The sequence below is a fragment of the Ruegeria sp. EL01 genome (assembly GCF_900313035.1).
In the GTDB taxonomy this organism is placed as follows: domain Bacteria; phylum Pseudomonadota; class Alphaproteobacteria; order Rhodobacterales; family Rhodobacteraceae; genus Ruegeria.
Genome location: NZ_OMPS01000047.1, coordinates 21,624 through 39,429 on the forward strand (window position 1 = coordinate 21,624; position 17,806 = coordinate 39,429).

Sequence of the window (17,806 nt, forward strand, 5' to 3'; positions counted from 1 at the left end):
TCGGAGCAAGAAAAGCAATTGTCAGTTTAAGGTTTTGATATGACGGATACTACGAACCCCCAACTACATGTGCCATTTGGCGTCGGCGCAGTCGTCAGTGACGCGTTTTCGATTTTCTTCAAAAAGATCCATATCGTCATTCTGCTGGGGTTCATCCCGGCACTTATTGACGTCATTTTGAACACCTACTCGCTGGACACATCATTCGAAACCGCGCCCGGCAGCGATTTCGACTGGGGCAGCTTCACCGTAACCCTGATCGCCGTCATGTTAATCTCGTTGGTTGCCGCAGCCGTGACGACGGCCATGGTCATCCAGTTGGCATATGACACAAAATTGGGGCGGTCCGCGCGTATTGGACAGTATTTTTCAGCTGCACTAAGCAATCTGCCTGCAATCGCCGTCCTGTCGATTGTCACAGCAATCGTTATCCTGGGTGGAATGATCTTCATTATCATTCCCGGCCTCTGGTTATACGCTGTTTTTTCGGTCGTTGTTCCTGCGATTGTGATCGAGGGGGCTGGGTTTGGTGCAATGCGGCGCAGCGCAAATCTGACCAAAGAATATAGGTGGCCAATCATCGGAGCACTGCTTCTCGTGTTCCTTTGCGTCACACTGGTCTCGCTCGTCCTGGGATTCGTTTTCGCACTGTTGGGCGGAAACCCAATCGAAGGTGCTTTATCACCAACGCCTGGACCCTGGTTGCTTTTCGAAGCTGCCCTCAATGCGATTGCCTATGGCTGGACCAGTGTCGCGATCGCGCTGATCTTTGCGCGCCTGAAAGAAATCAAGGAAGGCGTCAGCGTTTCTGACCTAGCGGACGTCTTCAAGTAACTGCGATCAAAAAGATAACCTGCGGCGGATGATCCTGCCGCAGGTTGCAGTACATTTCCACCTACCAATTCAAAACCAAACTTGACCTTTTAGCCCTTTGGGTTGGAAGGTGACGTGTTTTCATAATCGTAGCCAGGCAGGCTGCCTGACATTCAACGGCCGAGGGAGAGACAACATGACATTGGAACTGGTGGAACTGTGCAGCGGTTTAGGGTTCCCAGAAGGCCCGGTGGCCATGAACGACGGATCGCTTTTGTTCGTGGATATCAAGGAAGAGACACTTGCCCGTTTGGGGACAGACGGGAAAGTCAGCGTCGTCGCCGAAATCCCGGGTGGCCCCAATGGCGTGGCCATCGGACCGGATGGCGCCGCCTATGTTTGCAACAACGGCGGCGTCTACAGCTTTGTTCCTTTTGGCCCCGATCAGATCACAGTCCCAGCACCGATACGTCCAAACTACGAAGGTGGGTCTGTGCATCGGGTCGATCTGAGCACAGGAGAGGTCACGCAACTGTTTGACTCGTACGAAGGCAAGCGTCTGATCGCACCGGACGATATTGTCTTCGACAGCGCGGGTGGCTTCTGGTTCACCGATACTGGTATCGAGGATGAGGAATCGACCCGGTATGGCGGGTTGTATTATGCCACAATCGACGGGAAGACCCTGATCAAAGCGGCAACGATACCAATGCCGAACGGCGTCGGGCTGTCACCCGATGGCAAAACTGTCTACGTCTCGGACACTGTCTATGGCAGGCTTTGGGCCATGAAGATCACTGGTCCAGGTCAGGTGGAGCCCGGTCCGATCCACGGCATGCCGGGAAATGTGGTGCAAACACTGCCCGGATATCAATGGCTGGACAGCCTTAAGGTCGAAGAATGCGGTCGCGTCTGCGTCGGAACGATCTTCAACGGCGGCATCACGGTGTTCAGCCCGGATGGAACAACCGAGCATGTAGCGATCCCGGATCTGTTCACGACAAACTTGTGTTTTGGCGGCGATGATATGCGCGATTTGTGGATCACCGCATCAAGCACTGGAAAGATCTACAAAGCCAGATGGCCGCGCCCCGGCTTGAAACTTGAGTATACCGCCTGACCTGTTTTCAGCCGTGCAATGTGGGTGTGGGCCTGAAATGCGTGACAAAATAGCTGACATTTGAGCTTACCTTTACGTCAATTTGACAGCTACCGCTGGTGAGGAGCGCCGCGGTGTTGTAAACCATTGGCCGATATGGGGGACATTTCGGGGATATCAGCTAAGGCAACAGCGGACTTGGGGCAAAAGCGCCAGGTCTCGGTGCTGTTTGCCGATATGGTCGGGTACACGGCAATCATTGCTGAACTGGGCGAAGAGCAGTCTCTGGAATTTGTTCGTCTCACCTACGAGAAACTTGTCGGCGCGGTTGAAGAGCATGGCGGTACGGTCCGTGATTTTGCTGGCGACAGCATCATGGCGCTGTTTGGTATTCCTGATGCATTGGAAGACCCTGCCCTACGCGCCTGCCGTGCGGCAATGTCGATCAACGCCTCATTTGCAGCCGCCGCTAATGATATCGAGGCCCGCTTTGGCGTCCGACCCGTCATGCGCGTGGGCATCAGCTCAGGCAATGTGCTTATGGCCACAGTCCAGGGGGATGGAAGCCCAGCCACGGCCGTCGGCAGCACAGTCAACCTTGCCTCACGAATCGAAAACCTTGCAATGCCGGGCCACCCCCTGATTTGCGACACAACGCGCGGTTTGGTCGAATGGGTGACGGACCTGAGCTTTTTCGGCGAGCATCAGGTCAAGGGGCTGACCAAACCCCAAAAACTCTGGCAGTTGCAATCCATCCATCAGGACGCGACACGGTTTGACGCATCCGTCGCGAAAGGTCTGAGCGGTTACGTCGGGCGAGATCCTGAGCTAAAAGGCATGTCTGACGCGCTGACCCGGGCAGATAGGGCGCTTTCTGTCATAGATTTGGTCGCAGAACCCGGACTGGGAAAAACACGCCTTGTTTTTGAGTTTCTGCAGCGATTACGACACGAAGACGCGCTGATCTTAACCGGGTATTGTTTCGCCGATGGTCAACAAACTCCGTATCTTCCGATCCTTGAAATCCTAAAGAACACATTTAGGATCCGGGATCGCGACGATCCCATCAGAGTTGCGCAAAAGGTTGAATCCGGCCTGAAAACCTGGAACGTTTACTCCCACGAGAACCAAGCGTTGGTGCTCAATCTGTTTGGGCTTACGCCGCCACCGGGGGTTCTGGACGGACTTGACGGTGTTCTTATCGGCTTGCGTACCCGAGAGCTGCTGCCGGTCCTGCTCAAGGCCAGATGCGCTAAGCAAAAAGTCATTCTATTGTTCGAAGACAGCCACTGGATCGATAGCGCATCAGAAGAAGTGCTGCGCAACCTGATCGAGGTTGAGACGCTGTCGAACCTGTTGATCATTCAGACGCGACGCCCCGAGTACACGCCAGATTGGGTCGGCTGGCCCGGTGTCACAACCGTCGAATTGAAACCGCTGGGCATTGAAGACTTTGCGCAGCTGGCGCGGGCGCGGCTGGATGTCGATACGTTGCCTGATGGTCTGGCCCTACAGCTGACCGAACGCGCCGGGGGAAATCCCCTGTTTGGCGAAGAGATCCTGAGTTACTTGCTGGATCAGGGTACATTGCGGGTCGAAAAGAACGAAGCGGTTCTGGACACTCAGTTGATGGAAACCGGGTTGCCCGATAGTATGCGCAGCCTGCTGACCGCCAGAATGGAGCGCCTTCAACCAGAAGATCACGACCTGTTGCAAGCGGCCTCTGTGATTGGGCGTAGATTCGATCCGGGATTGTTGTCTCAACTGGTCGAAAATACCGAGGAAACCGGGACAACCCTGCAACGGCTACAGTCCGAGGACGTGATTTACCGCGAGGCAAATTCGTCAGATTACGTCTTCAAACATGTTTTGTTGCGGGATTCCGTTTATCAAAGCCTCGTCTCGACACGCCGGTCCGAATTACATCTTGCGATTGCTGATGCATTGGCATCGCGCAACGCCAATCGTCTTCACGAAACAGCAGAAACTCTGGCCTATCACTACAAGCAAACGGATCGGACCAATCAGGCCTTTCGGTACAGCGCCATGGCGGGTGACAAAAGTTTGGGTGTCTATTCGCTGGGCGAGGCGAACAGGTATTTTGTGTCAGCGCTTAACTTGTACCAAAATGACCCAAGCTGCGCCTCGAAAGAACAGTTCACCGAGTTTTTGGCGAGTTTTGCGCTGTGCGCGAATATTTCCCTACGCGTGCAATCGATCATCGACCTGGCCGAAACTGTCCGCCCAATCCTTGCGCAGGTCGGAGATACTCCGCATCACGCATTGTTCCTGCATCACTACGTGTCTTGCCTGGTCTGCAACGGCAAATACCGCGAGGCACATTTTATCCAGCAGGAACTGACGGGCATGGCCGAACGTCTGGGCGATCCGGCGTCCAGAGCATACGCGATGGTGAACGAGCTTTCGGTTTCGATCTATTTCTCGCCGATCGAAAACGAACTTTTCGACGCCAAGAAACGCATTATTGAACGCGAGCTTCAAAAGATCGACGACGCCTATATTCAGAACTTCTTCCTGGCGACCGTTGGCTGGAACGAGCTGACCCGCGGGCGCGTAGCCCGTGCGCATGCGACCTCGGACCGGATGATCGAGTTGGGCAAGGCCAAAAACGACCCGCGATCATTGGGTTATGGAACCGCGATGAAAGCCCTGATTGCAATGGTCACGGACGACTATGAATTGGCGCTGACAATGGCGGAAGAGGCACGCGCGGCCTCACGGGTCGAGTTTGAGCTCGCGATTGCCGAAGCCGCCAGAATTGGCGCCATGGTGCCGCTGGAGAAACCGGATGCGATTGAAGCTGTGCAACGCCACATTCGCAGTTGCGATGCTAAAGGTTGGAGCCTGTTCACTGTGGGTCCTGCAACGATGTTGGGCGTTGCTTATGCCCTGAATGGTCAGGTCGCTGATGGCCTGCGTCAGATCGAAAACGCCATCCAGAAACGCACTGACGAAGGGACGAAAGTTGCCGCCGATTGGGCCCGTCTTTTCCTGTGTGAGATGTATCTGGCCATCCTGACGGGTGAAGGAGGCGGCTCACCCGGCGTTCTTCTCAGAAACTTCAGATCCATCGCGCGTGTCATGTTGTTTGGCAAAAAAGAACTGATCGCGATGATTGATGAGGTGCGACGCAATCCGCAGTTTGACGATCAGGGGCATTACGTTGCGCGCTGTGATATGATTATGGGATTGCTCTACAAGGCAAACAAAAAGAGATTGCCGGCCATCGAACACCTGACCAAAGCCCGCGTCGTTGTCGAAACAGCCGGTCAGACACCCATGCTGGCCCGCATCGACAAGGCGCTGGCCGAACTAAAGTAACGTTTTGGTTAGTCCATCAGTTCCGACAGGTATTTGATCGCAGCAATACTTGGCAGGAAGGTGTATGCCCCTCCGCGCGCGTAGATCAGGCGCGGGAACCCATAGATGCGAATGGTATCCCCGTCGGGCAAAGTCATATCAAACCAGCTGGTTTCCGGCGTGTTTGCACCCAGTATTGGATCATTCGCGCCGGTGATATTTGGATCCTGAAGGCCCAAATTAATCCAGTCGCACATCACGGCTTCGAACTGCGCCGCGATATTGGCCCCGATGAAGCTGCCCAACAGGCCGCGTTCTGCGTTGTCGGGGTTCTTAGGGTCGAAATCGGGCCCGTAAGACATGCCGCGTCGGATCAACCGACGTGTATAATTTGCAATACGTTGAACGATTGGACCGCCGCGTGGATTACCACGGCGCAAGTGTGCGCCGGCCGGACAGCGCGACGCGTGTGTATAGTCAAAATTGGTCAGCGAGACTTCGGTTTCGGGGAATTGTGCATCCGGCGACAGTTCATACGGAACACCGTTGCGCCACCGACCGCACATCTGCGCTGCGACCACCTCGCGCAGGGCACCAAACATATCCAGGCCTTCCCCAATGCGGTCCAGATTGTCCGGGTCCGCCAGCAGGTGTTTTTTGGGATGCTCCATCAGGGTTGTGGCCGCCTGATCCAGATAGGTTTCGAAGGCCACCACATCCTGTTCCAATACCCGAAACGCGTTGAATGAGCCGTTAAAGCCCAGTTCGTGCGGTGTAGGAACGCGGTACAAGACACCCTCCTGCCGGGTTGGGTACCCCAGCAGCGCAGTACCCAGAGGGTCCATGGGTTCGTCCACATCGGCCATTTCCGGATCGATGATGCGCTTGAACCGTGGCTGCGAAATACCATCGACGTATCCAAAGAAAACCCGACCCTCAGGCAGATTGCGGCCGTTGCGTACACCAAGAACGGTAAAGGCTTTGGCCACCTCTGCCTCGACTTGATCAAGATACTCAGGAACGTCTGAGTGAATGGAAGCGATCAGGTGCACGCGGTCTGGTTGATCAAAAGGCGCCGGCCAGTTCTCGGGGGCGCTGTCGCCGAAATCTCCGATCTTGATCGCGCGCTTGGTCATACCATGCTTGAATTCGGTCGGGAACGTGTTCAGGTGCCGAGAAGATGTTCCCAGGGCGCGCAGACCTTCATAGGTGATGCTGATGTTGAAACAGTAAGGGGGCCTAACCTCCCATGTCACATCACGCGTGATCTTGGGCGAGTCGGTGGTTGTATCGTCGACCGCTGCCGCCAAAAAACGCCGCGCCGCGCTTTTGTCTTTCACTTCAAGGATCAGATGGCGCACCAGGTTGCGACGATAACCCCGCAGGATGTTGCCCTGAATATCAGAGAGTTTGAAATGCGTATTCACCAGCCTTGTCCAAATTTCTGGCGCACTTGCGCAGCCGAGACCCCAGGATAGGCGCGATAACCGCCGCCCAACGAAATATTACGATTTGCGTGCAATTGCAGGACGAACTCTCGCGGCAATGACGCCAACATATGCGGCGGCTCGTTCGGCGTTTGACCTTTGACCGCATCCTGCAGACCAAACAGATCGGTCGGAAAGTCAGGCGCCTGAAACAGGTCGTGTTCTTGCACCCAGTCAATGAACTCTTCGACGTTGTGTTCGGTGGGGATCAGATGCTCGGCACCATCCACCAGCGAGATTACATCGTTGAACACGCTGCCGATCGTCGTGATGAAATCCCGGATGTAGTTGCTGAAATCACCGTCGTAGACAGAGATCATGCAGATATTGTTGTCGATCAGAAGGAACCGCGCAAAGTGGACGGTGCCGACATTGTCCAGCCCGGCAAAAATCTCATCAACGTTCTCGGCAATGGCCAACGTCGCATGCGCACGCCCGGCAGGTGACGGGTCTTTCAGCGGCATAATCAGGTTCATCATCCGCTGCACATTTTGACTAGGCTGCGGAGAGGGCCTTGGTCCGCCGGGCAGCTTTGGTTTTGGATCTCGCCAGGCCCAATAGGGCACAACCACATAGCGCGACAGGAACTTGAACCACCCCCGTTCCGGCAAGCTGTTGACGTAGCGATTGAACCAACTGTTCTGGCGTGTCATCGGTTTACCTCTGCGAGAATGGGCACGGTGTTCCGCTGCGCGAGGCACTGGAGACCTTGTAAGCGTCAACGCGCACCTTCAACACCGGATCGTCTGACATCTCAATACCATCGGTCAGCAATCCCGGATTAAAGCTGAGCTTTTCCGACTGCTCGATCTGGTCCTCGGGCACTGCATTCAGCGTCAACGTCCCCATCATGATCCGTTTGCGATGCGGCGGCCATGGTCGGGCTGAATTGTTGAAATCGTCACCCACCTCTCCGATGGTCATCATCAGTGAAAATCGTGCGGTTTCCACGCTCAGTCGATCTTTGAGTTCTTGCTGCAGGAAGTCATCCACGGGCGGCAAATTGGGGTTTGTTTCAAGAACACCCGCTATGGGCTGCCAGGAAAAGCGCACCCAGCGACGGGTCTTGTTCGGGTCGGTTATTATGAACGTGTGTACTGCGTGATACGCCGCACGCACGTAACTGACCGGGGCGCCAATCGCGGCGGCCTGAACCACACCCAGTTGCGCATGCGCGTTTTGATCCGCAAATTCGATGGCACCTTCATCTGGGCTGATCGTTTCACCCGGATAGGGATCACGTTTTGGCAATATCAGGTGCAAGTAATTGAAGATCTTCTGCCACGGGGTCTCGCCTTTATACGGCTTGGGCTTGGCTTTTTCTGCGAAGGCAAGAAAATCCTCGGGCGTCGGCGAAAAGAACTCTGGCAGAGTCATCGCGATCAGATCTGTATCGCTTTTGTCCGACAGATGAAAACGAACGGCCATACCACGTACATCGGACCAACCGTCACGTACCGCCGCAGCGCCAGATCCATTCGAAAAGCGCACGATAACATCTGTTTTCTTTTCGCGAAAATGCTCGGCAACACAAAAATTTTGCGCGATCGGAGATGGCTTGAAATACCCCGTGGCGCTGATACCAATCGTGTGAACCGGTCGCAGCGCTGTATCGCCATCAGGACGATGCAGAACTTCCACCAGTTTTTCGGCAATGCCGGAATCCCCCATGTCCCAACTCTCAATCTGATAATTCGTTAATATCTATCAACTAATTCTTAACGACTGCGCTCAAAAACGCAACAGAGAGGTTGTTTTTGGAAAGCCTGGGGCAGTCACCACCTGTGCAGCAAGTTGACCGCTTTCTCCCAATGATGGGTCTGCTTGCTGGCCTGAAACGCTATATCCATCATGTCATAAGAGGCGGGCTTGTGTGTGGCCAACCCGACAACTTTGGGCAATGGTGGGTTCAGACGTACCAGCCGGTCTTTCAATACAAGATTTGCCATCCAGTACTGGTTCTCTGCCGATGTCGTCAGCAGCAATTCAATCAGCGCACCCTTGGTCGCGCCCGAGGTAATGCCAAACCATTTGAGCAGCCCCCAGTCATTTGGATCCTTGATCATTTCTTCTGAAATATCCGTCGGTTGCTGACCGGTCCCGATGGACAGGGCCTCGATATCTTCCAAACCACCTGCGCGATTTGCGGCAATCGCGACATTGATCCCATTCATCACCGGGTTGTTGGCAAAAGTGCCCCCATCCGCGAAATAGCCATAATCGACGCCATCCGCAGTGATCAGATGAGGCGGAAAGTAGGTCGGCGCCGCCGAGCTTGCCATGGCCACATCCAACAATTTGACGGCACTCATATCCAGCCAGTGCTCGTGTCTTAGATCTTGATTGGTTACCGTGAACGGCGACCAGCCAACCTTATCGTCCCGATGCAGGCACACAGTATTGACTGCCAGAACAATCTCGGGGTCCAGTGTCTCCAGCGTTCGATGCGCGACAAGGCTCTCTCCGATTTCTGCAAGACCTGTCGAGTTGTACTGCGCCGCCGTGATCCCCGGACCGCCACCCAGCTTGAGCTTTCGCAGAACGTCATCCAAAGCCTTGTCCAGAAAGGTCCGCTCGTTCTCACGGAAAAGCTTATCTGCATCGTCGCGGTAATGCGCAGCCAGCTTACCCACCAGCGCAGACATGTCCTTACCCTGTGATCGACCATCCGCCAGAGCAACTGCAATCATGCCACCCGTAGACGTCCCGGCGAACCCATCCGCCTTATCCAGAAAACGCGTCTCTTCATGCAGGCTCTGCAGAATCAAACACGTCAGGTACCCTCTAATCCCGCCCCCATCGCAGGAAACCAGCTTGAATGCCATCCGACATGCCCCATACTACGTCCACCAACTCGATCCTTCCACCAAGCCACCCTTCCGGCGAAAACATGTGATGGACCAAACTGACTGCTACGATTCATTTTCTTGCTGCTATCATGAAGAAAACGAAACGCCACGCAAGAATACTTGAATGCGACTGTCACCGAAACGGTCTGCTACGGCTTCGCGGAAAAATACACGCGGCGGGAAAATCGACCTTGTATCTCGGTTACATGCGCGGATATACCCATCGGCGGAGACGTGGCCGAGTGGTCGAAGGCGCTCCCCTGCTAAGGGAGTAGGCCCGGAAGGGTCTCGAGGGTTCGAATCCCTTCGTCTCCGCCACCTACCGATGGCAAGATATTGATTTCATATTGGAATATGGAAGCAAAACCAAACAAGGTTCACTCCAAAAACCACTACCGACTTGTGTGCAGCTCCGGTGAGTCCATTTTCTTCATTCGCGATGACTGAATGGAGAGGACGTTCAAGGAAAACAGACGCACTCAACGGCGAACATCCCATCAACCACCGCACTGGTTGCAACGGGTGGGTGCAGGCGAGCGGTTATTCAGGATTAACAACTTGTTCCGAGAGAAAGAAGCGCATGGCAAGCTCCCAGCAGAGCGGGTCACTTTGCGGTAAACAAAAGCCAAGCCGATCTCCGATGGCCGCAAAGAATGGCCGCACTCTCAATTACCCAAAATCTCCGGAAAATCAGACAACGACACGGCCGAGCGAGCCATCAAATCCGTGGCCAACGGGCGAAAGAAGTGGACGTTCGAAGGCTCTGAGGGCGGTAGAAAAGCCACCGCCTTCACCAGACGGTCACGATCAGTGTGCAATAGCTGCTCAGTTCGTAATTTGTTGTGGCACCCGGACTACCCGCAACCCCCAAACAAAACTTTGAACCAAATCAAATGCGGAGGCTGAAGGACAAAAACTGTGTCTAGCGTTCTGAAGATGATGATTGCATCCAGAACTAGTCCGGTGGCATCGTCAGCAAGAATTCATGGGTCGTAGATCGTTCGACAGCCGTCAAAAAAACCAGATCGGGTTTCCAGGTTTCGACAAGCTCAACCAATAACTGTGCGTCGTTCTCTAACGCAGCCGCCCAGTGAACTTGAACCGTTTCCGAAAAGGCCGTAGCCATGTAAGGAGACATGGCGTGACCGAAAGAGTCTCGCATCCAAAGAACGCGTTTATTATTCAGTGCGTTGTCTGACTGGATAAGAAGTGGCGTTTGCTGATTGGCCACAGGCGGGTTTCCACCACTTTGTCTCAGTTCTCCGGTTTCGAGATCGAACTGCTCCGTATCGACCGACTCAGGATAAATCACACGTGGGATGTACACATTTTGGTTGGGAATATGCCCTTCAAGATGAAGGAACGCGGCTAAATCCCCTAACCATGACACGGGATCAGATTCTTCCTGATCCAAAACAGGCAACACCAGTCCGGGGAGTCGACGTTTTGCACGTTCGAGAAGGGCTTTGGTCGCAAGTTGCGCGCCTGCTTCTGTCCAGTGCGTATCGCGAGCGAAATATAGCTCTCCACCCAGCACAGGTCCCGTTGAAGCAAGCAATACGGTGGGATCGTAGATATGTTTCTCGGCTCCATCAGTCGCCATGATGATGCTTAGCAACGTTGGTTCACCAGTGTTTGCCCAGCCCGGCAGGTACTCCGGATAAACTGAATTCTTATTAGGCCCAATGATCGTGTGGAAGTACTCGACACCCTGGTCCGAAAGCCATTCATTCCATGCGGATTGCGCTGCCACGATGCCCTCGGCATGTGTTTGGAAACCTTCGGGCGGGCCGTTCCTGCGCGTTGACACCGAATTTTCGTACCCATCCCCAAGAAATAACCAGTTCTTTTGCCCCACAATTACCTGCGCCGGATCTGTACTGATGCCAGCTTCATACAGAGGGCGTGACACAAGCCCGATCCAGTCATCGATGTTGTACAGGTTTGATCTGTCCCACCAATGCCCGGATGACTGCCCGGATTCATTATTGATGAAATAGTAAATGTTATAAGCTGGAAGCGCTGCCATCATCAGTGCAACGGATACCAGAAACCAAATTACTCTATTCATTTGGACCACCTGATCAAAAGTTGAAGTAGAGGAAGACAGAAGATTTGGCGATGAGGCTGGCGTAGAGGCCAGCAGCAAAAAGCAACGAGGCACAAGCGAGTTTTTTCGTGGTGATACCTGTGTCCATCATCTCAACCCCGTTGCGCTGAGCTGTGATCAAAAGAGCCAATCCGATCGCACTGAACTGCATGATATAAACAGCCAGACCTGCTGGCAGAAACATCATGATTTTGTCCAGGAAGGTGCCGCCCCAAGATAGCTGCTCGGTCGTAAACGAAGCGCTCGCTTCGCCGAACGCACCTGAGATATTCACCATGCCTGACAGTATTCTAAGTGCATCGTCAAGCGTCGTCGCTCTGAAGAAGACCCAACACACCACGATAAACACAAAAGTCGTTAGCCAGGCGAGCGCCGCCGGCATTTTGAACCCCAGTGTGTGCCAGAGCCGATGAATGGCTAGAGCAATCCCATGCAACGCACCCCATATAACAAACATCCAGCTTGCTCCATGCCAGATGCCACCAAGTACAAATGTAACAATCAGATTTGCATAGACACCGACTTCTGCCACGCGATTGCCACCCAGAGGAATATAGAGGTAGTCCCGAAGAAAGCGCCCGAGCGTAATGTGCCACCTGCGCCAGAAATCCTGTATATCCAGTGCCTTGTACGGTGAGTTGAAATTCAGCGGCAGCCGGATATTGAAGAACAGAGCCGCGCCTATCGCCATGTCGCAGTAGCCGGAGAAATCAAAATAGAGCTGGAATGTGTAAGACAGGCTGGTTGCCCACGCCCCCCAAAAATCCAACACCTGGCCGCTATCGAAACCTGCCGTTGCCCAAATCGCGAAAGTATCAGCGATCACGACTTTTTTGAACAACCCAACGGAAAAGATGAACAACCCGGCCACGATGTTCTTGGCTTTTGGACGGATGTTCCGCATGGACCGAAATTGCGGCAACATCTCTTTGTGATGCACAATTGGCCCAGCTATCAGCTGCGGAAAGAACGATACAAAGATCATGTAGTTCAACGGATCCAATTCCGTCGTTTCCCCGAGGTAGCTGTCAACAAGATACGCAATCTGCTGAAACGTGAAAAAACTGATCGCTAACGGCAAAACAATGCCTGGCAGAGCATAGTTCGAACCAGCGAGCGCATTCAGATTCCCGACGAGGAAATCAGTATACTTAAAGTAACCCAACGCTCCCAAATTGAACGCTATACCGATAACCAAAAGCCGTTTTCGGGTTAGAACCAAGCGCGCACGATCATGCCCAAGCTCGACGCCCAGAACATAATTGACCAGCATCGAACCAAGCAGCAGCGGCAAGTAAACCGGATTCCAGAAGCCGTAAAAGAACAAGTTGCATAGAACCAACCAGAGCTTTGCTCCGAATACTAACCGTTGATTTGTAAGCAGGTAGAAGCCGACAAGCGAAATTGGAAGAAACACAAGTATGAATTCTGGAGAACTGAATAGCACCGGTACTCTCGCCCTTAGTATTTCCCAGTCTGTGTATCAGGACACGCTGAGTATATGATTTGCCAAACCAGGCTCTTAAAGGACGGCGAGCGATAAGTTAATCCTCGGTATGGATACTTCGCCTGGTTGTATCATGGCGGCAACGTAGTGACTCTGGTTATTCTGGAGCAGCCTGACAGCTCGCGCTGACCCGAGAACGTTTGCGCTGTCAATGCACCAACGAGCGAGGAGATATGGCGCTTGTGCTGACTTGGGTCAATGAACAAAACAGGTGCGAAAATGCGCAACCTTCGGATGCTAGTCAATCCTCATACAACCATCTCCAGCGTCGTTCCGGAGAATGCCGCAATTACAGCTTTCATCCTGTGTTTTCGAAGCTGGCACAAGGCCGTGGACAGGCCATCAGCCAAGGCTGCATTGGGCGCAGAGACGGACACAACATGTCTCGAACCTTCGTTTCCGTTTGGGTTGAGTATGTGGCCTTGATGATCTGCTAGCATCATGCTGCTGGGATCCGAAGTTGCGACGGCTCTGTCCCGAAGTGAGATTGTCTTTTGAACTTTGCCTTCGGGTCCCGCCAGTCCAACGCGCCAGTCTTGGCCGTCAGCGCGCTGCCCATGGGCCGCGATCTCTCCCATGTTCACCAAAACATCACGTAAGCCATAAGACGACAGCAGTGCGCCGATGCGATCGGTTATTGCGCCTTGCGCGATGCCGTTCAAAGTCAGTGCCGATTGGCCAGGTTGCGGTAGACGGATCTGATCTGTCTGAACAGACATGCGATTCCAGCCAACTGTATCTCTGGCCGCGGTAACCCGGTCCGGGTGCGCTCCGGTTGCCAATGCAGCCCAGAGGGGTTGAATTGTGGGGTCAAAAACACCGTCTGTGGCCTCAAACAATGCAGTGCACAGACCAAATACATCTAGCAGTTCCGGCGCTGGAGCGAGCAAGTGACCATCCCGGTTCAAGCGGCACAGCTCTGAGTCGGGCCTGTACAGACTGAAGATGTTTTCCAGACGGGTCACTTCGGCCTCGACCGCTGCAAAGATCGGTGCGGCCTGGGTCTCGGTCAGACCGTCCAGCCGCAGGCTGGCGGATGCACCTAACGCAGTCCCTCGCCACCGGGCGGTTGGCGCTGGCGTGGCGCCTGCGGGAAAGGCGACACAAGCCGCGGACATGAACAGGAAACGGCGGCGGGACAGGTGAATCATGCGGGTGTCTCCAACTGCAAATCCAAGTCCACTGGACCCAGAACTTCGGCATTGGGAATGTCGGACAAAGGCAGAGCAATTCCGCCATACTGGTCGATGAATGCTAAGGCATCCTCTGGATCGGCAAACGGTACAACTTCGCGCGCGCCCATACCCCCCGCTACATTTGCCCCGACAACAAAGCTGGCCTCATCTGCGGCAATCCAGTTGGAGATGCCCGGTTGCCGCCAGTTGGGTGCGATACCCATGTCGCTGACATAAACAGCCGTGATATCTGCATCGCGTTCGGGGCTTTTCAAATAGGCCAACATATCGCGCACTTGTGCAAAGAATAGCGGCTGTGGATATCCTTCAAGATGGATCTGACCCTTTGGCCCGCCATGTTCGGCAATATTCATCTGGCAGAAAAAGCTCAGCGCATCTGGAGTTAGATCAACGGGATCAGGCGCAGCGGTCTTCTCCTCTTTGCAGGCCGCCAGCATGACCAAAGCGATCAGGGCAACGTGTTTCATGGCTCAACCTTCCGGAACGCGAGGCGGGCGAGCGCAAACCCCAGCACAGGCCAGATCAGCAGCGAGGCGGGCGCGGCCCAGACCGGCAGGGCCTGCGCGGCCCCGGTCATGCCCGAGGCCATCGCAACGCCCTCGGTTGCTGCGATGTTCCACAAACGGAACGCGTCGGCTGGGTTCGCCACCATCACCCATGGAAAGACGGATTGGGTGAAGGTGCCGCCCTCATCCATGACCACGGCTCCCAACAACCCCAGATCATAGAGAACGACAAAGACCAGCCACAGCCCGGCCGACAAACCTGCCGCTGCCGTGGCACCCCTCGCCAAGGCGGATAGCAGGTATCCCAGTGCCAGGAACACGGCGCCCAGCAGGATGGATGTAAGGATGAGACGGGCCAGAGCCATCAGGCTTTCCGGCCCCGCGCCACCGAACCACGCGGCCACCGCACCGGCAGAGCCAAAGCCGACAGTCATAGCAAAGGCCAGCGCCGCCAAATGCGCGGTGAACTTGCCCAGCAGGATTTCTCCGCGTCCCGCAGGATAGGACAACAGCAACGACAGGCTACCCCGATCCACGTCGCCTGCAATGGCGTCGAAAGCGATCATCAGCGCCAGCAGAGGCGCAAGATAGACCGAAAGCGTGGTCATCGACGCGACCGAGACAGTCAGCATATCGACCCCCAAGGTGCCGGTTGGCGCACTCCCCGCAAAGGTCAGCGCCAAGGCAAACAGCACCATGATCAGCGTGGCGACCAGCAGCCAGCGGTTGCGGCGCAGGATCAGCATCTCGGTGCGGGTTATGGCGAAAAAGCGGGTCATAGCCTCTCCTCCTGTGCATAGTGGCGATAGAGGTCTTCCAGCTTGGGCGGGGTCATTTCCACATCCGCCACCGCGTCGCCCAACCCGGCGATCCGGCGCAGAGCCACCATCTTGTCATCTGGGGTGCAGAGCAACTCGACCGAGGCGCCGTTGATCCGGCTGCCGCCCAGTTCAGCAGCCAAAGCATCCGGATTGGCGCTGGCACGCACCTTCAGGCGGATCGGCAGACCAGCCAGCGCCGACAGATTGTTCAGCGTGTCATCAGCCACCATCCGGCCTTTGCGCATGATCGCGATCCGGTCGGTGCGGGCCTCAACTTCGGTCAGCGCATGGCTGGCAATCAGCACCGCAGTGCCTTGGGCAGCCAGTTCGTCGATGATGGCGTAAAGGTCCTGCCGCGAGATCGGGTCCAACCCTGACGTGGGCTCGTCCAACAGCGCCACTTTCGGCTGACCCAGCAGGACCTGCGCCAGACCCAGACGTTGCCGCATCCCCTTGGAATAGGTTCCGATCCGACGGTCCAGCGCATCGCTCAGACCAACACGCTCCAACAGGCCGGTCACATCCGCTTTTGATCCGGACAGTTTCGCGAACAGCGTCAACTGCTCGCGACCTGTCAGCGCAGGATGAAACGAGACCGCCTCAGGCAAATAAGCTGTATCCCGACGCGCTTGGGCGCTGCCGGGGCGGGCTGTTCCAATCTGAATGGCGCCGTCCTGAATGGGTGTAAGCCCAAGGATGGATTTGATCAGGGTCGATTTGCCCGCGCCGTTATGGCCCAGCAGCGCAACGCGCTGACCGGGGGCAAGCGACAGGGTGATATCGTCAAGAACGCTAAGCGGGCCGCGGGTCTTGCTGACATGGTTTATCGTCAGGGCCTTATCCGTCATGAGGCACCTTTTTCATAGCTGGGGGTTCAGGGGCTTGCATCAGGGGGTTGCTGTCAATCACACCCCCCGGCAGCAGGGCCGGGAAAGCCGATTGCGACCAGCGCACCAGTTGCACGGCAGGCGAGCCGAGCAACAGTTTGGCTGCGGGTTGGGTCCACAGCACATGGTCCATACTGTCGTTGGGGCGATAAGGGGCATCGGCGATCCCGTTGCCATCCACATCCAGCGCGGCAAAATCGGACCAGTAATTACCACGCCCCTCTTCGGACCACTCGACCCATTTGGTCGAGACGTACTTTACCTGTGTCCGGTTGCCGACAAAGGCATTGCCGATGATGTGGTTCCGCTCGGACCCGGCGGTAAAGTGGATGCCGATGCCGCATCCCTGGAACCAGTTGTCGGTAAACTCATTCTTGTTTGAATTATACAGGAAGGTGCATTTCTCTTTTGCACCTTTCACCACATTTCCGGTGATCACGCTCTTGTTGGCATAGTTCAGCATCACGCCATGTTCACGATCCCCGATCGAGACATTGTCGGCGATCCGCACATTGGTCGAAAACATCACCGCATAGCCCAGATCATTGCCGATCGAGACATTGTCACTGACGGTTGAATCGTCGGCATACATGTAATGCACCGCAAACCGCAGATCGCGAAACAGGTTGCCGGTGAATGTGTTCTTTTTAGACGAGTTCACAAAGATCCCGTCACGCCCATGGCGAATGTCATTGCCGTCAACCACCGTGCCCGGCGCGTTCCAGACATAGACGCCGTTGCCACGATCATTCATCCGCTGATCCTGGCGCCCTTCGATCCGATTACCACGCACGATGCTGTCCTTGGCCCCGTGCACGTCGACGCCATAAAGATTGCCCAGCAGCACGTTGTTCTCAACCACCGGCGCTGTGGCCGTCTTGGTCAATTGGATACCGCTGTCGATCCCGTCATGGCCAGAGCCTGAGCCGACCACCGTCAGACCACGTAGGGTCACGCCCGGACCGGTCACGGTGATGACACTGCCCGCGCCTTGTCCGTCGATGGTGGCCTGTCCCAACCCGTCGATGGTGACGGGCCGGTCCAGAACCAGCGTTTCGGTGTAAACACCGGGGCTCAGGCGAAGGGTGTCCCCATCCGCCGTCTGCGCCAGTGTTTGATTGATGGCCCCCGCCCGGTTGGGCACATCCCAATCCGCCGCCCAAAGGGGCGAGCCAAGTAGGAGCGGTATGAGCAGGGGCCAACGCATGGG

At 55.3% G+C, this 17,806-nt stretch carries 14 protein-coding genes and 1 tRNA gene; 4 read left to right on the forward strand and 11 right to left on the reverse strand.

Annotated features, from left to right (window positions below; genetic code table 11):
* The first annotated feature begins 39 nt into the window (after nucleotides 1-39).
* The 3 genes from D9K61_RS23830 (at nucleotide 40) to D9K61_RS23840 (ending at nucleotide 5,254) form a co-directional block, all read left to right on the forward strand.
* Nucleotides 40-834 (forward strand): hypothetical protein, encoded by a 795-nt coding sequence (locus tag D9K61_RS23830; RefSeq protein WP_162947009.1) that lies wholly within the window; start codon nucleotides 40-42, stop codon nucleotides 832-834.
* 175 nt (nucleotides 835-1,009) lie between these two features.
* Entirely contained in the window at nucleotides 1,010-1,933 is a 924-nt protein-coding gene (locus D9K61_RS23835) for an SMP-30/gluconolactonase/LRE family protein (protein WP_120635717.1), read from the forward strand.
* Between the two features lie 135 nt (nucleotides 1,934-2,068).
* Complete coding sequence (locus D9K61_RS23840; protein ID WP_120635718.1) at nucleotides 2,069-5,254, forward strand: AAA family ATPase; 3,186 nt, start codon at nucleotides 2,069-2,071, stop codon at nucleotides 5,252-5,254.
* Between the two features lie 8 nt (nucleotides 5,255-5,262).
* On the opposite strand, the gene D9K61_RS23845 is transcribed toward D9K61_RS23840, so the two are convergent.
* The 4 genes from D9K61_RS23845 to D9K61_RS23860 form a co-directional block, all read right to left on the reverse strand.
* Complete coding sequence (locus D9K61_RS23845; protein WP_120635719.1) at nucleotides 5,263-6,660, reverse strand: hypothetical protein; 1,398 nt, start codon at nucleotides 6,658-6,660, stop codon at nucleotides 5,263-5,265.
* Nucleotides 6,657-7,373: a hypothetical protein gene (locus tag D9K61_RS23850; RefSeq protein WP_120635720.1), complete on the reverse strand. Its 717-nt coding sequence runs from the start codon at nucleotides 7,371-7,373 to the stop codon at nucleotides 6,657-6,659. The genes D9K61_RS23845 and D9K61_RS23850 overlap by 4 nt, the downstream gene beginning before the upstream one ends.
* A 4-nt stretch (nucleotides 7,374-7,377) precedes the next feature.
* Nucleotides 7,378-8,391 (reverse strand): catalase, encoded by a 1,014-nt coding sequence (locus D9K61_RS23855; protein WP_120635721.1) that lies wholly within the window; start codon nucleotides 8,389-8,391, stop codon nucleotides 7,378-7,380.
* Nucleotides 8,392-8,495: 104 nt separating this feature from the next.
* Nucleotides 8,496-9,545, reverse strand: coding sequence for a patatin-like phospholipase family protein (locus tag D9K61_RS23860; protein ID WP_120635722.1), 1,050 nt, complete (start codon nucleotides 9,543-9,545; stop codon nucleotides 8,496-8,498).
* Between the two features lie 252 nt (nucleotides 9,546-9,797).
* Here D9K61_RS23860 and D9K61_RS23865 point away from each other — a divergent pair.
* A tRNA-Ser gene (locus D9K61_RS23865) sits at nucleotides 9,798-9,887 on the forward strand.
* A 637-nt stretch (nucleotides 9,888-10,524) separates the two neighbouring features.
* Here the strand turns inward: D9K61_RS23865 and D9K61_RS23870 are convergent.
* From D9K61_RS23870 to D9K61_RS23900, 7 genes are all read right to left on the reverse strand, one after another.
* On the reverse strand, nucleotides 10,525-11,598 hold the full coding sequence (locus D9K61_RS23870) for a hypothetical protein (RefSeq protein WP_162947010.1): 1,074 nt from the start codon (nucleotides 11,596-11,598) through the stop codon (nucleotides 10,525-10,527).
* Nucleotides 11,599-11,653: 55 nt separating this feature from the next.
* Nucleotides 11,654-12,952 (reverse strand): MBOAT family protein, encoded by a 1,299-nt coding sequence (locus D9K61_RS23875; RefSeq protein WP_216825844.1) that lies wholly within the window; start codon nucleotides 12,950-12,952, stop codon nucleotides 11,654-11,656.
* 482 nt (nucleotides 12,953-13,434) lie between these two features.
* Nucleotides 13,435-14,337: an FAD:protein FMN transferase gene (locus D9K61_RS23880; RefSeq protein ID WP_120635725.1), complete on the reverse strand. Its 903-nt coding sequence runs from the start codon at nucleotides 14,335-14,337 to the stop codon at nucleotides 13,435-13,437.
* Complete coding sequence (locus D9K61_RS23885; RefSeq protein WP_120635726.1) at nucleotides 14,334-14,849, reverse strand: nitrous oxide reductase accessory protein NosL; 516 nt, start codon at nucleotides 14,847-14,849, stop codon at nucleotides 14,334-14,336. Before D9K61_RS23885 ends, D9K61_RS23880 begins: the two co-directional genes overlap by 4 nt.
* The gene (locus D9K61_RS23890; RefSeq protein WP_120635727.1) at nucleotides 14,846-15,667 is read right to left on the reverse strand and encodes an ABC transporter permease; all 822 of its coding nucleotides are present in this window, start codon (nucleotides 15,665-15,667) and stop codon (nucleotides 14,846-14,848) included. Before D9K61_RS23890 ends, D9K61_RS23885 begins: the two co-directional genes overlap by 4 nt.
* Complete coding sequence (locus tag D9K61_RS23895) at nucleotides 15,664-16,557, reverse strand: ABC transporter ATP-binding protein (RefSeq protein WP_120635728.1); 894 nt, start codon at nucleotides 16,555-16,557, stop codon at nucleotides 15,664-15,666. The genes D9K61_RS23890 and D9K61_RS23895 overlap by 4 nt, the downstream gene beginning before the upstream one ends.
* On the reverse strand, nucleotides 16,547-17,803 hold the full coding sequence (locus D9K61_RS23900; RefSeq protein ID WP_120635729.1) for a nitrous oxide reductase family maturation protein NosD: 1,257 nt from the start codon (nucleotides 17,801-17,803) through the stop codon (nucleotides 16,547-16,549). Before D9K61_RS23900 ends, D9K61_RS23895 begins: the two co-directional genes overlap by 11 nt.
* Nucleotides 17,804-17,806: the final 3 nt, after the last annotated feature.